This is a genomic window from Deltaproteobacteria bacterium (assembly GCA_016235345.1).
In the GTDB taxonomy this organism is placed as follows: Bacteria; Desulfobacterota; Desulfobacteria; order Desulfobacterales; family Desulfatibacillaceae; genus JACRLG01.
This window is the reverse complement of the sequence record JACRLG010000024.1, coordinates 43,236-58,565: the sequence shown is the minus strand read 5'-3', so window position 1 is coordinate 58,565 and position 15,330 is coordinate 43,236. Positions and strand designations below refer to the sequence as shown.

The following is a 15,330-nucleotide window of genomic DNA, read 5'->3' as shown; positions in this document are numbered from 1 at the left end:
CAAACTTTCTCATAACCGTAAATCTTACCTTATCTCCTCCAAAGCCGCGTGGGCGGCCGCCAGACGGGCCACCGGCACCCGGTAGGGCGAGCAGGATACGTAGTCAAGGCCGATCTTGTGGCAGAAGCGTATGGAGCGCGGGTCTCCTCCGTGCTCGCCGCATATGCCGATCTTGAGGTCTGGCCGGGTGCGGCGTCCGCGCTCCACGCCTATTTTCATGAGCTCGCCCACGCCCATCTCGTCTATGGACTGGAAGGGATCGAACTCCAGAATCTTCTGCTCCAGGTAGGTGGGCAGGAAGGTTCCGGCGTCGTCGCGGGAGTAGCCGTAGGTCATCTGGGTCATGTCGTTGGTGCCGAAGCTGAAGAACTCGGCTTGGCGGGCGATGAGATCGGCTATGAGGGCGGCCCGGGGAACCTCGATCATGGTGCCCACAAGGTAGCTGAACTTGACGTTTTTCTGCTCCATCACCTCGGCGGCCACCCGGCGGATGATTTTGGCCTGATGCTCGAATTCGCCGATGGTGCCCACAAGGGGGACCATGACTTCCGGGCGGATGTTGATTTCCTCTTTCCAGCACTGGGCCGCAGCCTCGAAAATGGCCCTGGCCTGCATCTCGGTGATTTCAGGATAAGCGATTCCCAGGCGGCATCCCCGGTGGCCCAGCATGGGGTTGAACTCGGAAAGTGTCTCGGCTTTTTTGATGATTTGATCGACGCTCAACTTGAGGCGCACAGCCATTTCCTTGTTGGCGTTGTCGTCCTTGGGCAGAAATTCGTGAAGAGGCGGATCCAGAAGCCTGATGGTGACCGGGCGGCTTCCCATTGCCTGGAAGATTCCGTAGAAATCCTCGCGCTGCATGGGAAGGAGCTTGTCCAGGGCGGACTTGCGGCCTTTCTGGGAGTCGGCCATGATCATTTCGCGCACGGCCCAGATGCGGTCGCCGAAAAACATGTGCTCGGTGCGGGTGAGGCCTATGCCGCGCGCGTTGAAATGCACTGCGATTCCGGCGTCTTCGGGGGTGTCTGCGTTGGCGCGGATCTTGAGGCGCTTGGCCTTGTCGGCCCAGGCCATGAGCTTGTTGAATTCGACGTGCTGGGTGGGGTCTTCCTGTACCAGGGGCAGCTCGCCAAGGTAGACCACGCCCTTGGTGCCGTTCATGGTTATGATGTCGCCCTCTTTCAGCACCTTGCTGCCGAACTGGATGGTGCGGGCAGCCATGTCTATATGCATGGCCGAGCAACCCACTATGCAGCACTTGCCCCAGCCCCTTGCCACCAGGGCGGCGTGGCTTGTCATGCCGCCCTTGGCGGTGAGGATGGCTCTGGCGGGCTTCATGCCGTGAACGTCTTCGGGTGAGGTTTCCTCGCGCACCAGGATGACCTCTTCGCCCTTTTCCCCAAGCTCCATGGCCAGATCGGCTGTAAGAACGATTTTGCCCACCGCGCCGCCCGGCCCTGCGGGAAGGCCCTTGCCCAGCTTGACGGCGGTTCGCTCCGCTATCGGGTCGACCATGGGGTGGAGAAGCTCTTCAACCTGTTCAGGGCGCACCCGCAGAATGGCGGTGTCGCGGTCGATGTAGCGCTGGGCCACCATGTCCACCGCGACCTTTATCGCAGCCGGGCCGTTTCTTTTCCCGGAGCGGGTCTGGAGCATGTAAAGGACGCCGTCTTCAATGGTGAACTCGATGTCCTGCATGTCCCGATAGTGTTTTTCCAGGGTGTTGCGAATGGCCATAAGCTCGCGGTACGCCTTGGGCATTTCCTCCTGAAGGGTGGGCAGGTGCCTGTTGGCGTCGTTCTTGGAATTCTCGTTGATGGCCGCCGGGGTGCGGATTCCGGCCACCACGTCCTCGCCCTGGGCGTTTTTGAGCCACTCGCCGAACATCCTGTTCTCGCCTGTGGCCGGGTTGCGGGTAAAGGCCACGCCCGTTGCGGAACGGTCGCCGGTGTTGCCGAAAACCATGGCCATGACGTTGACCGCCGTGCCCCAGTCATCGGGCAGGCTCTCTATTCTTCTGTAGGAAATCGCCCGTTTGCCGTTCCAGGAAAGAAAGACAGCCGAAATGCTTCCCCAGAGCTGCTGAAGGTGGTCGTCCGGAAAGGCCACGCCCAATACCTCGACGACCTTTTCCCGGTAGCTGGCGCACAGTTCTTCAAGGTCAGCCGCCGAAAGGTCAGTGTCGTTTTCAACGCCCCTTTTCTTCTTCATGGCCTCAAGGAGGTCTTCCAACTGGTCCCGAATGCCCCTGCCCTCTTCCGGCTCAAGCCCTTCGGCCTTTTCCATGACCACGTCGCTGTACATGGCGATGAGCCTGCGATAGGCGTCCCACACGAAACGCGGATTTTTGGTCTTGGCGATCATTCCGGGGATGGTCTGGGTGGTGAGGCCGACGTTTAAGATGGTTTCCATCATGCCGGGCATGGAGGCGCGGGCGCCTGAGCGGACTGAAACGAGGAGGGGATTTTTGGGGTCGCCGAATTTTTTCCTGGCGAGTTTTTCAAGCCTTGCAAGATATTTCATCACCTCTTTTTCGAGCCCGGGCGGATACTTGCGCTTTCGCTTGTTGAATTCGGTGCATACTTCGGTGGTGATGGTGAATCCGGGAGGCACCGGAAGATTCAGGTTTGTCATCTCGGCGACCCCCGCGCCCTTGCCGCCCAGCAGGTTTTTCATGTCCGCACGGCCTTCAGCGCGTCCGTCACCGAAAAAATAGACGAATTTTTTCATCTTTTAAGGGTCTCCTGAAAAAAAATTAAGCCCTCTTACACGATTCGGAGGGCGGGTTGGCTTAGATAATACAACATGTTTTCAGTGGGTTGAAATACAAACAAAACTGGTTCTCGAAAACGTTTTTTTGATGCCTTTTTACGGGCAGGGCCAAGCGTTTAACAAACAAAATCGATCCCTGCAACTATTTTCTGACGTGTGATATGTAAAACTAATTCTTTAGTACTATAAAAATCAGTCCAAAATACCAGAAAACCGTCGGCGTGGCCCGAAAGCGACCTTGTGTGACGGTTTTCTTTTGCTTTGGAATTGAAGAGTAATGTAAAAATCGATGGGCAATCATGCATTCATGACTGATGGAAACAACCCGGCCAGGCGGGAAAATGATGGAAGCGACAAGCAGGGAAAACCGGCGAATGGCCATTTCGGCAGGGGCCGTCATACTGGCATGGACCCTGGTGCGGGCCATTATCGCGGCAAGGGTCCCCCTGGCCCCTGACGAGTCCAACTACTGGCAGTGGGGCCGTTACCTGGACTGGGGCTACCACGATCAGGCCCCGCTCATCGGCTGGGCAATAGGGCTTTTCACCCGGATTTTCGGGGACAACGAACTCGCGGTTCGCCTGCCTTCCATAATTTCGGTTTCCGTGGCATCGGCCTACGTGTCGGCCCTGGCATGGCGCTGGTTCTCGCCACGGGCTGCGCTTTCGGCGGCGATTCTCACCCAGGCGATACTGGAGTACCAGGCGGGCGGGCTTCTGGCCACGCCGGACGGCCTCCAAGCCATGGCATGGGCAGCCTGCGCTTATCACGGCGCAAGGGCCTACGAGGACCACACATGGCCCCAGTGGATCGCCACAGGCGCATGGTTCGGGGTCGGGATGCTGGCCAAGTTCACCATGGTGGTGATCGCGCCTGGAATTCTCTTTTTCGGGCTTTTTTCCCCCGCTTTCCGAAGCCGCCTTCAATCCGTAAAGCCCTGGCTGTCCTTTTTGATGGGCTGCCTTCTTTTCTCTCCTGTCCTATGGTGGAACCATCGGCACGGCTGGAATTCCGCCCGCCACGTTGCCCACATCGGCGGCGCGGACGAGGGTTTCGGCCTTCATCTCAAATATTTCGGCGATTTTCTGGGCTCCCAGGCGGCGCTTCTGACGCCCCTGGTCTTCATCCTCGTTATCTGGGCGCTTTTAAAGGCTTTTCGAGGCTTGCGCGACGAAAAAAGATGGATCGAATCCTACTGCTTCTTTACCTCGGCTCCCCTGTTCGGCCTTTTCCTGATCCTCTCGTTCAAATCGAGGATTTACGGCAACTGGCCGGGAGCTGCCTATCTCACCGCCTGCGCCCTTACAGCGGGATATTTCGGGACAGGCTCCCATCCAAGGCTCTGGAAGGCGGCCATTGCCACGGCCTACGGCTTAACCTGCCTCGCCCTTCTGCAGACGGCGTGGCCCGTCCTGCCGATCCCTGCCAAAATGGACCGGGCCGCCACGGAGCTTTCGGGCTGGAAGGAGCTTGGAGAGGCCGCAGGGGGCATGGCGGCCAACATGCCCCGGCCCGGCAGGACCTTTATTTTCGGCCTCCGCTACCAGGAGGCCAGCCAGCTTGCCTTTTACGCCCCCGGAAGGCCCCGCACGGTTTCCATCAACCGCTGGACCCGTCCCAACGTTTACGACTACTGGTGGAAGGACTCCGACCTGATGGGCTTTGACGCTGTGGGGGTCACGAGGTTTCCCGAAGACGCGGGAGCCTTGAGGCAGGTTTTTGAAAGGGTTGACAGGCCGGTCCAGTTTCCCGTCTTCAGAAAACTGGCGGGGCGGAACCCCGAACAGATACGCACCCTTTATATCTACCGGTGCTACGGATTTTTGGGGGGGCTTGAATGGATTCCGAAAGACGCCCGCGACATTCGGGCGGGGAGTACCCCATGAAACCCGAAAACCACCGGCTGGTGGCCTCGATTCTTGCGTCCCTCGTGGTTCTGGACGTGGTGCTCGCGGTTTGGGGCTTCGCGTTCCCCGAACTCTGGTTCTCCGTTTTTCACGGCGCGGCCTACGTGGACCCGCAAGGGTATCTCCCCCGCGCCGCCGGGAACTGGACCGCCTTCGCCATTCTCCAGGCCCTGGCCTTTCTGCGCTGGGAAAAGGCCCCCCACTGGCTGGCGGTTGTGGCCGGAGTGCGGCTTTCGGACGTTTTCACGGATTTATCCTGCATGATCTTCTGCGAAAACCTCAGCGGCGCGGGCCTTGTCCTCTTATCAGCCGCAGGGCTCGGAAACGTCTTTTTCGGGCTCTATTTCCTTTACATCCACCGGCGCGTCGCCAGCCCGCCACTGTTGTAGCCTTGCACAGCCTAATATTCCGGCGATGCGCATAACGGATAAAAAATTTCTGGGTTTTTTCCGGGCTTAATGGCATATAGAAAAAATAAACTCCCTATTACGCCAATTGTATAAAAACAGGTGATCAATTCCAAAGTCCACCGGAAAGCCGAGCTTTCGCGGACGAGCGCCCCGTGCTCCCGGCAGGAATCCCTTCGGGTGCGGCCAGTCAACCAGGCTCAAAAATAACCGGCAAGGAGGCCAGCATGTTCGAGCGGATTTTCCGTCTTTCAGAAAACGGCACCACGGTGCGGACCGAAATTCTGGCTGGCGTCACCACCTTTCTGACCATGGCCTACATAATAGTGGTCCAGCCCCTTGTTCTTTCAGGACAGATGTTCGGATTCGACACGGGCATGGACTTCGGCTCGGTGATGACCGCCACCTGCCTTTCCGCAGCCCTGGCCACGGCGGTGATGGGCTTCTACGCCCGCTATCCCATAGCCCTGGCGCCCGGAATGGGCGAGAACTTTTTTTTTGTGTTCTCCATCCTGCCAGCCGCTGCAGCCGCCATGAAAACCGCCGAGGTTACCGGAATCGCGCCCTGGGAGGTTGGACTCTGGGTGGTGGTGGCCTCCGGCGTCCTTTTCGTCCTCATAACCCTTCTGGGCTGGCGGGAGATGATCGTAAACGCTGTTTCGCCAAGCCTCAAAAGCGCCATGGCAGTGGGGATCGGGCTTTTCATCGCCTTCATCGGCCTGCAGAACTCCGGCCTCATCGTTAAAAGCGCGGGAACCCTGGTTCAACTGAACGCCAAATTTTATTCCATCGATCTCATAGTGTTTTTCGCAGCGCTGATATTGACTGCGGTGCTCCACGCGCGGCGGGTGCGGGGCTCCATACTCTGGGGCATAGCAGGCGCAACGGCCCTGTCGGTGGCGGTCAAGCTGGTAATCCTTGCGGTGCCCGATCTGGCCGCCCACCCGGTTTTCGCGGACTCCAAGCTGGCAAGGCTGTTCACCTTGGGCGCGGGCGTGGTGTCCACGCCCCCTGCAATAGGCCCCACCTTTTTCAAGATGAAGATGGCCTGGGCCATTTTCTGGCATATGGTCCCCTTCATCATCATTCTGCTGTTCATGGATGTTTTCGACACCATCGGAACCCTTATCGGAGTTTCCGAGCAGGCCGGCTTCATCAAGGACAACAAGCTGCCGCGCGCGGACAGAGCCCTCATGTCCGACGCCATAGGCACCTTGCTGGGCGGCATAACGGGCACGAGCACGGTGACGAGCTTTATCGAAAGCGCCGCCGGGGTCGAACAGGGCGGGCGCACCGGGCTTACGGCCCTTACGGTGTCGGCCATGTTCCTTCTGGCGCTCTTTTTCGCGCCCCTGGTCAACATGGTGGCGAGCTATCCGTGCATTACCTCGGCGGCCCTGGTGGTGGTGGGGGCGATGATGATGGGAAACGCCGCCCGAATGGACTGGAAGGATTACAGCGAGTCCATTCCGGGATTCCTGATCATTCTGGGCATTCCGCTTTCCTACTCCATCGCAGACGGGCTGGCCTTGGGGCTCATAACCTATCCCGTGGTGAAGCTCTTCGCCGGAAAACGCCGGGAGGTGGGTTTGCTCATGTACGTAACTGCGGCGCTCCTTATCCTTTACTTCCTTTTCGTCCGCTCCGGTATCTGACGGAAAGCCGACAAAGGCATGGTATTACGGGGAGCAGGGTTTAGTTCCATTTTTCGAACTCCCAGAAACGTTGGAGGTGGTGGATTGTAGTATTTCTCTCCTCGGATAGATTCCTTTAAAAACGAAAAAGAATCATGCTCCGCTTAATATCGACCGCGCCGCATTTTTTTTGCCGGCAATTCCTACAAGGTTTCAAAGCCCCTCGGCCCGCCGGGCGTCGATGGATTCCAGAAGGGCTGAAAGGCGCACGTAAACCCCCTCCTCGGAAAACTGCCGTACGTCGGCGTGGTCCACGTCTATCATCACCGTCGGGATGCCGTGCTCCTTCCTCACCCGCTTTTGAAGGTCCATCTGCATCACCGAGAAAACCTTGCAGCTTCGGTTGCTGGCGAAGACCACCCCGTCTATGCCGATTTCCCTTATGGTGGAGTTCATGGCCGAGGCGCGGAGATTTAAGCCATAGGGGCAGACCGAGTTGTTCTGGGTTCTGGCCAGGCACCACAGGGGGTCCTGGTTTTGGTCAAAGGATACGAGAGCGTGGGAGCCCTCCTTTGCGCCGATGCAGGATGTGTAGGGGGCGGCCACGATGTTTGCGCCAAGCTCGGTGAGGCGGCGGCTCATCTTCCCAAGCTGGTGCCAGGGGGCGATGTTGTCCCACATGAGCCGGTACTTTTCATCGGGAACCGGGAAGATTCCGTTTCTGACGTTATCTTCCGCCTCGTCCGCCAAAAGCCTGTAGTGCTCGGCGAATTCCAAAGTTCCCCGCGAGGTGAAAAACGGGGCCATCTGCACGAATGAATCAAAGACCGTGATGCCGGAGGGCTTGTTTTTCGCACAGGCCATGAAGCGCTTCCAGTCCAAAATCCCGCTCGCCGTGTAGAGCATGGCCTCGTGAAATTTTTCCTCGCGGAAAGGCTGGCCGGAGAGCTTCTCCACCGTGCGGATCAGGTCCTTGAACTGGCTTAGGATGTAGGCGGTGTCCTTTTCCGCTTGGGGGCCGTAGCAGAAGGGCACGTCTATTATGAAGTGGGGGATCTGCATGGACCTTTTGTGAACGTCGAACCACTTGACCAGAAGCGAGCAGTTGTTGTTGTCGGAGACCAGCAGATGCGGTTTCGGCAGCCCGAAAGTGGGGGAATCCTTTCCGCCGTCCGAAACCGAGCCGATGTCTATGCGGGCGTAGGAGCAAAGGTCCATGGAATAACCAAGGGCCTCGGCCTTTTCGCCCTGTCTCGCGCCGTCCCCCTTGGCCGCGCACAGGGCCGCGTGGCTTTCGGGCACGCAGTACACCACGTTTTCAAAACCCCTGAATATTTCGGAAGGCACCACTATGGCCCCCCAGATCACGAAGGCCCCTTCAGCCGCCCTTGTGTGTGCCCCCATGTAGGCGTTCATGAGGAGTTCCGAAAGATGCCTTCCGGCGTTCGTTTTCTTCCTGGTCATGACCGCACCCCTTCCGGTTTTTTGGGCCTGTTCCGCTCTAAAAGCACTTCGGAAAAGGCCTCCATGCGAGTTCTGTATGCTTCGACGTTATCCTCGTCATCCAGCGAAATTTCTATCGCCAGGGTGGCAAGGCCATTTTTTCTTAAAAGATTTTCCATGTCTGGAATCTCGAAGTACTCGTATTCGCAGAATTTTTCGCCAACGAACACGAATCCGTCCGCTCCTTTTTCCAAGGCCAGGGCCATCACCGCCTCCATGCGCCTTTCGGCAAGGTTCAAGAGGGTGGTGCAGGGAAAATGGCCCTGGTAAAAGCGCACGTAATAATCAGCCGCATCCTTCCAATCTGAGGGAGCCACGGCGTAGGAACGGAAAAGGGATGCGACGTCATTTCCCGCAACCAGCAGTCCGGCCTGATCCATCAGTCGGCAGACAGCCAAAGGCGGCGGCAGGATTCCGCTTACGATTACCCGGCCCGCAAAGTTTTTGGGCGCGGGATCGGGCGGAAGCGAGGCGAGCCTTGATTTGAGGAGCGCGATCTGATCCTCCACCGGCAGGAAATTGGCGGATGAAAGGGTTTCGCAGAAATCCGCAAAGCCCAGGCGCCGTTCCGCGACCGCAGCCTCCAGCAGCCTGCAAAGATTTCGCATACTCGAATAAAGCTCGGCGCTTCGGGCGAAGCGCTCTTCGGAAAACTCCAATCCACTGTGTTTTTCAAGGCTTGCGATGAGGTTTCGCACCTCGTTTCGCAGATACTCCGAAGAATCGGCCTGGGCAGGAGGCGTCATGGGGACGTGCATCCGAAACATGGGAAGGGGCGCGGCTCCCGATTCGGCCACGCCCTCAAGAAGGATTTCGGGCAGGTTCCGCAGGGTGTCGCAGGCGTTGTAGAAAAAAAGGCCGTCCAGGAGGTCTTTCCCCTCCGCCATCACGAACTGGGCGAGCCTTCTTGCCACCGAGCAGGCGTAGTTCTGGATGCGCCCGTCCGCGTCCGGGGTTGCGCGGACTCCGTCCGAAAGCCCCCACAGCACCACCGGGACCAGGCCCATGCTGTGCAAAAGCTCCAGGGGCGGATATAGGGGAAAGCAGCCGATTATCTTTCGCCCCTCGCTTTTGAGGCGCAAAAGTGTGTTCCGGGCGGATTCCATGAGGGTTCGTCTCCTGTTTATGGTGCGTGCGAAAATTCAGGCGCTCTCCGCCCTGGCCAGGGCAAGGTCCTGGTAGGCGTGGAAGAGCCTTGCGCAGAAATCGTCCCACCTCTCGCAGACGTCCATGGTTTTCTCGTCCATGTCGAAAAAGTGCGGGGTCTGCATCAGATCCAAAAGCTCTTTTCCGTATTCGTCCACAAGGGCTTCGTCCGCGCCTTTCATGATGCAACCGATGAATTCCTCCGGCGGATACCAGGAGCGCGCGCGCTGGAAATCCAAAAAAAGCTGGGTGAGAAGCACGTTTCGCGGGCCCTCCCACAACTCGTTCACGAGCCCGTCCCGGAACATGCGCGGAAAGGAGGAGAAGTCCTCCATCACCCCGTGCCCGCCGAAAACGCTGATCCCCAGGCGGGACATGTCGCAGGCGTCTTGGGCCACGGTTATCTTCTGGAGCATCACGAGCTGGCGGACGTCGAAGCGCCGCCTTTTGAGGGCCAAGGGCTCGTCGGTGGCAAGGCCCAGGGCAAGGCCGCCGGGCAGATCAATGAACTTTTCATAGACCGCGAAGTTTCCCGCTATGGTGCGAAGGGCGTAGCGCTCGTTTTTCCGGAGCTGGACAGCGGCCATGGGCCAGTCCTTGATGGCCATGCCGAAGACGGTGCGGAATTCCGCGTACTTTTTGATTTCCCGCAGGCCACGGGCCATGCCGCCCGCCATACCGATGGCGATGGCCAGGCGCGAATAGGTGAGCACGATGCCCACCACGCTGGCCACTCCCCGGTTCAAGGGCCCCACGGGATAGGCCAGCGAGCCGTTGAAGGTCATCTCGGCTGTGGGAAGCTCTGCCGTGCCCATCTTCCACTTGATGCGGTCAATTGTGCAGGAGTTGCGGATTTCCCTTTCCTTGTCGCCCGGAAGCCACATGGGCAAAACGAAAAGAGCCACGGTTTCGGAGCCCCTCGGCTTGGCGGTTATGGCGGCGTAGTCGGCGTGTGCGGCGGAGCAGAAAAACTTGGCGCCGTAAAGACGCCACTGGCCGTTTTCCTCCACGGCTTCCAGGAGATTGGCCGGAACGTCGCTTCCGCCCTGGATTTCGGAGACGAACTGCGCGCCGATGGCGAAATCGCCTTCCATGCCGTCTTTTATGTGGCGAAGAATATGCCGGGTTTCGGGGGTGTCGGCGAATTTTTCCAGAACCGAGGCAAGGCCCCAGGTGCAGGTCAAAGGGCAGGATACCCCGGCCTCGCCGTTCTGGCTTAAAAGGTAGAACTTTACGAAACGGGTCCAGGCCGAGGTTTTATGCGAAAACCATGCCTCGGAAAAGACCTCCCTTTCCATGACCTCGGTTTCATACGGGCGCACTATACGGTCGATGCGGTTTCCGTGGCCGTCGTAATGCATCATGGCTGGCCGCCTGTCCGGGGTTGCTATCCTTTCGGAAAAATCCCGCCACCGGAAAGATGCCTTTTTGGAGAATTCCCGAGCCTCCCGCTCCACCTTGTCGGCCCCGTCTCCGGCGTAGAGGCGGATCATCTTTTTGAGGAAGGCGTCCTCTTCGTAGTAATCGGCTTTTTTCCGCCATTCAAGAAAGGGGTTGAAGCTGTAAGGATTGTTTCTATCAGGAAGGGACATGGGCTTTCTCCTTTCTTATGCTGTTCAAGACAGGGAATCCCCCTTGCCATAATCCACAAGCGGTAAATTTTATATGCGCCATTCTCCCCCGCCCTGTCAAGAAAAATCCACAAACGGTAAAATTTCTTTACGCGAAAACCCCGGCTGTGATATGAAACCCTCAAAGATTTCAGGTTTTTGAAAATCTTTCCAGTGGAGCGGCTTTTGAAAATCGACCGAACCGAAGAAAACCTTCTGCCTGATCCCAGAAAGAGAAACGCAGTCAAGGGCGGGGAAACCCGGCAGCGGATACTGGACGCGGCCAGGTCGGTGTTCACCCGAATGCCCTTCCGCTCGGCGAGCCTGCGCATCATCGCGGAAGAGGCTGGAGTCCGGCACCCGCTGCTTCTGCATTACTTCGGCTCCAAGACCGCCCTTTTCGACGAGGTCTCCGAGGCGCTTGAAAAGGAAATCCTCGAAAGCCACCCCGAATTTTTCGAGGCCTTGAGGGCCCTGCCGCCGGAGTTGCGCGCGAATTTCTACCTGAACGGAGTCGTGCTCCAGGGCTTTTTGCATCCCGCCCCCTACAGGCTTCTTCTGTTGAACGCGGCTGACGCCGAATCGCCAAAAACGCCAGGCCCCGGCCTTTTCCGCATGAAAAAGGTGCAGGAAAAGATCATAGCCCTGGCGCGCGAAAGCCTTCTGGGCGATGCTTTGGAGGATGAGGCGTCAATGCTCATGCTGGCCTTCACCCTCATCGTTTCCCAGTACGTGGGGGCGATGGCCTTTCACCGGAACGTGCTGGGGCTTTCCGCCGAGGATTACAAAAGGTGGGCGAGGGAGACGGTGGTCTTCCTGTTCGAGCCGCTTTTAAGGGAGGTCTCTTCCGGGAAAGCCCGCGAAGCCGGGGCACGGCAGGCCGCCTTGCCCCAATTTTCCGCGCTTTCGGCAAGCCCTCTTCCAGGCCCGCCCCAAAAAAGGACGCGCGGCGAAAAGGCCCGGCAGCGGATATTGAAGGCGGCCAAGAAGGTCTTTTCTTCACACGCCTACGACGAGGCCACCATCCGCATGGTGGGAAGCGCGGGCTCCTTTGACCACTCCCTTATCCACCACCTCTACCCCAGCAAGGACGCCCTGTTCGAGGCGGTGGCGCGGCAGGCTTACGGCGATTTCATTAAGGCCCTGGGTAACTGGCAGGCGGGCCTTAAAGGACTGCCGCCGGACGGGATATTTCGGACCCTGCTTCAAAATGGGCTGGAATACTGCTTCGAGAACCGCGACACCATTGGCCTTCTTACCCGCAACACCGCCAATTACGAAATATACGAGCATCTTTCCGGCTTCGTTCACATGTCCAAGGTCCATTCAGGGATGCTGGACATGGCCGTGAAGAACGTTCCAAAGGGCATGGACGCGCCGACCCCGGACCTCAACCGCTGGCTTTATTCGGTGGTCACGGCGGGCTACAGCCTGGCGGGCGCGCCGGATTACACTGCGGGCCTTCTTGGCGTGGCCCCGAATTCCGACGAGTACAGGGCGAAGGTCTTCCGGCTCCTTTACTTTGTCTTTGCCCCGTCCGCCAAAAACCTGTCCGGTGGCTCGAAAGACGGGCATCCGGCGAAAACTTAGGGCCTTGTCAGGACCTTGGGAACGAATCGCCATACCAGCCTCTCTCATGGCAGGGGCCTGACAAAGGGAGCCGAAAGTCCCCCTTGCTTGACGTAAGGGCTTCCATGCCCTTATAATGCCGCCAAAATCAAAGGGGCGCTATCACACATGAATCGAGACAATCTCAGGCCTTCCCGCGTCCGTTCCGGGCTCATAGCCGTTGCGGCATCGCTTTTCCTTTTCACCCTCACCGGTTGTCATGGCTTTCTTACAGCCACCTACGAGCCGAGCCTTGGCCCCCAGACGGGTGAGGTCACCCTGCCCGGAATGGAAAAAGGCGCCACCATAAAGCGCGACTCAATGGGAATTCCCCTGATCGAGGCGGACACCATCACCGACTGCGTTTTCGCCAACGGTTACGCAGATGCTTCGGACAGGCTCGCCCAGATGGTGGGAAACTCCCTCACCGCCCAGGGCCGCTTAAGCGAGATGGCAGGCAGGGAAACCCTTGAAATCGACCTTTTCATGAGGACCTTAAACCTCAAGGAGCGGGCGCAGACGGCGCTGGACAACGCCAGCCCGTATTTACGGCAGATACTTTCGGCCTACAGCCGTGGGGTGAACGCCTATCTCTGGACCGCGAAAAAACTTCCGCCCGATCTTTCCCTTTCCGGCTACAAGCCCGATCCCTGGCGGCCCATCGACTGCCTTTACGTGTTCTACATCATGAATCTGGGCCTTGCCACAAACCTTGGCGAGGAAATCGCCTTTCTGAACGTGGCGCAGAAAATCGGCCCCCAAAAGGCAGCGTGGCTGGTTCCGGTCTATCCCGACGAGCCCCTTCGTTTTTCCGAGGCCGAAAAACTGGCCGGGCTCATGGGGCCGGGCCTGGCCGAAGCTGCGGAACAGGCCGAATCCATGCGCCGGGCCATCACGTCCATAAAATCCCTGGGAATCGCCGCATCCAACAACTGGGCGGTTTACAAGGACCGCACGGCCTCAGGGGCCTCCATCGTGGCCAACGACACCCATCTCAACGTGTCTCTGCCAAGCCTGTGGAAACTGGTCCACATCCGCTGCAAAGGTCTCTACGACGCTGCAGGAATTTCCGCCGCCGGGCTTCCGGGGGTGGTTGCGGGCTACAACGGGCATCTTGCCTGGGGCATGACAATGGTCATGGCCGACAACCAGGACCTTTTCCTTGAAAAGCTGTCCGTGGTGGACGGCAAGACCTGCTACCTTTACAAGGGGCAGTGGGTCCCCGCAAAGGAGCGCACCGAGGTTTTCCACGTAAAGGGCGGAAAAACGGTAACCCGCGTGATTCACGAGACCCTTCACGGCCCGATACTCAACCAGGCCCTTAGAGGCCCTTCCAAGATGGTCCTGGTTCCCGAACAGCTCACCACGTCTTACGCCGTGGCCCTTTCATGGGCCCAGTCGCCCACGGACGCCACCTTCGACGGTTTTTTCAGCCTTGGCCGGGCCAAGACCATGGCGGAGGCGAAAACCGCCATAAGCAACGTAAGCTCAATGGCCCTGAACATGGTTTACGGGGACCGCGACAACATAGCCTGGCAGGTCACGGGCATCTATCCGGTGCGCAAAAAGGGCCAGGGGCTCGCGCCCTCTCCGGGCTGGACCGGCGAATACGACTGGACCGGGTTCGTGCCCAACGAGGCCCTGCCCTATTCCATCAATCCCGATGCGGGCTTTCTGGCCACAGCAAACGCCCGCGCGGCTGAGCCCGGACCGGGGCCCCTGCTCTCCTCCTCCTGGTTTTCGCCCGAACGGGTCCAGAGGATAGGCAAGGTCCTTGCGAAGGACAGGGCCCACACCGCCGAAAAATCCTTCGACCTTCAGTACGATCAGGTATCGAACCTCATTCCCAAGCTACAGCGCGTTCTTTTCAACTCGGACCAAACAGACGAGATAATGCGCGAAATAGGCGGATGGTCCAACAACCAGCAGAAAAGCCGGGCCAGGGAGGCCCTTGCGAAATTCAGGGTACACACCGGCGACATGGGGGCTGACGAGGCGAATGCGGCGCTTTTCGGGGCCTTTTACCACTGTTTCACCCTAAACACCTTTTCGGACGAGCTTGGGCCTGCGGACTCGGCCATGTGGCACTCGTTTCTGGCCCTTGGGGATGCCAGTTACAGCGCCCAGGAGGATCATCTTCTGGTGCGCGGGGACGAAAGCCCCTTTTTCGACGACATCGGCACCCCGGAAAAGGAAACCAAGGCGCAGGTTCTGGCAAAAAGCCTTGCGGAAGCCGTGGAGTTTCTGGAGCAAAGGCTGGGGGCGGACAGGAACGAGTGGAAATGGGGAAGGCTCCACACCTATTATTTCGAGACCGAGGGCAGCAAGATGGCCCGGAACATGGATATGGGAAAGCGCATGGGGATGCGCGCGCTTTCGGGCTACTTCAACGTGGGTCCGTTTCCTGCGGGCGGCGACTGCAACACCTTGAACGTTTCGGGCTACAGGGTCGGCCTTGATTTCGACACCCTCTACATACCCGAAATGCGCATGGTGGTGGATTTTTCAAGGCCGGAGCCTCTCTTTATAATGAACAGCACGGGCCAGTCCGGCAACCCCGCGAGCCCCCACTACGAGGACGGCGTCAAGGCGTGGCGTTTCCGCCGGTACACCAACATGCCCTTTGACAAGAAGCTCCAGGACGCGGCCTACACAAGCATATTGCGCCTCGTTCCCAAATATTAGCTGGTGTGCATCTTGGCAAAAATCACGCTATAAAGAATCTTTTCCTGGGAGCGCGGGC

The 15,330-nt window shown here is 58.6% G+C and carries 9 protein-coding genes; 5 read left to right on the top strand and 4 right to left on the bottom strand.

From position 1 onward, the window contains the following. Positions 1 to 24: 24 nt before the first annotated feature. A complete protein-coding gene (locus HZB23_12255; protein ID MBI5845427.1) occupies positions 25 to 2,730 on the bottom strand; it encodes a pyruvate, phosphate dikinase in 2,706 nt (901 codons plus the stop codon). Between the two features lie 383 nt (positions 2,731 to 3,113). Here HZB23_12255 and HZB23_12250 point away from each other — a divergent pair, with 383 nt between their 5' ends. The 3 genes from HZB23_12250 (at position 3,114) to HZB23_12240 (ending at position 6,741) form a co-directional block, all read left to right on the top strand. Continuing rightward, positions 3,114 to 4,658: a glycosyltransferase family 39 protein gene (locus tag HZB23_12250; GenBank protein ID MBI5845426.1), complete on the top strand. Its 1,545-nt coding sequence runs from the start codon at positions 3,114 to 3,116 to the stop codon at positions 4,656 to 4,658. Then, entirely contained in the window at positions 4,655 to 5,068 is a 414-nt protein-coding gene (locus HZB23_12245) for a hypothetical protein (GenBank protein MBI5845425.1), read from the top strand. The genes HZB23_12250 and HZB23_12245 overlap by 4 nt, the downstream gene beginning before the upstream one ends. 245 nt (positions 5,069 to 5,313) lie before the next feature. Then, on the top strand, positions 5,314 to 6,741 hold the full coding sequence (locus tag HZB23_12240; protein ID MBI5845424.1) for an NCS2 family permease: 1,428 nt from the start codon (positions 5,314 to 5,316) through the stop codon (positions 6,739 to 6,741). Positions 6,742 to 6,933: 192 nt separating this feature from the next. Here the strand turns inward: HZB23_12240 and HZB23_12235 are convergent, their stop codons facing one another. Genes HZB23_12235 through HZB23_12225 form a run of 3 tightly spaced genes read right to left on the bottom strand, consistent with a single transcriptional unit; the run spans position 6,934 to position 10,961 of the window. Continuing rightward, entirely contained in the window at positions 6,934 to 8,184 is a 1,251-nt protein-coding gene (locus HZB23_12235; GenBank protein MBI5845423.1) for a 2-hydroxyacyl-CoA dehydratase, read from the bottom strand. Continuing rightward, the gene (locus HZB23_12230) at positions 8,181 to 9,329 is read right to left on the bottom strand and encodes a 2-hydroxyacyl-CoA dehydratase (GenBank protein ID MBI5845422.1); all 1,149 of its coding nucleotides are present in this window, start codon (positions 9,327 to 9,329) and stop codon (positions 8,181 to 8,183) included. Before HZB23_12230 ends, HZB23_12235 begins: the two co-directional genes overlap by 4 nt. Positions 9,330 to 9,365: 36 nt before the next feature. Further along, positions 9,366 to 10,961, bottom strand: coding sequence for an acyl-CoA dehydrogenase family protein (locus HZB23_12225; protein ID MBI5845421.1), 1,596 nt, complete (start codon positions 10,959 to 10,961; stop codon positions 9,366 to 9,368). Positions 10,962 to 11,165: 204 nt separating this feature from the next. On the opposite strand from HZB23_12225, the gene HZB23_12220 reads away from it, so the two are divergent. Both HZB23_12220 and HZB23_12215 read left to right on the top strand, forming a co-directional pair. Next, positions 11,166 to 12,569 (top strand): TetR/AcrR family transcriptional regulator, encoded by a 1,404-nt coding sequence (locus HZB23_12220; protein MBI5845420.1) that lies wholly within the window; start codon positions 11,166 to 11,168, stop codon positions 12,567 to 12,569. Positions 12,570 to 12,716: 147 nt separating this feature from the next. Beyond that, entirely contained in the window at positions 12,717 to 15,272 is a 2,556-nt protein-coding gene (locus HZB23_12215; protein ID MBI5845419.1) for a penicillin acylase family protein, read from the top strand. The last annotated feature ends 58 nt before the right edge of the window (positions 15,273 to 15,330 follow it).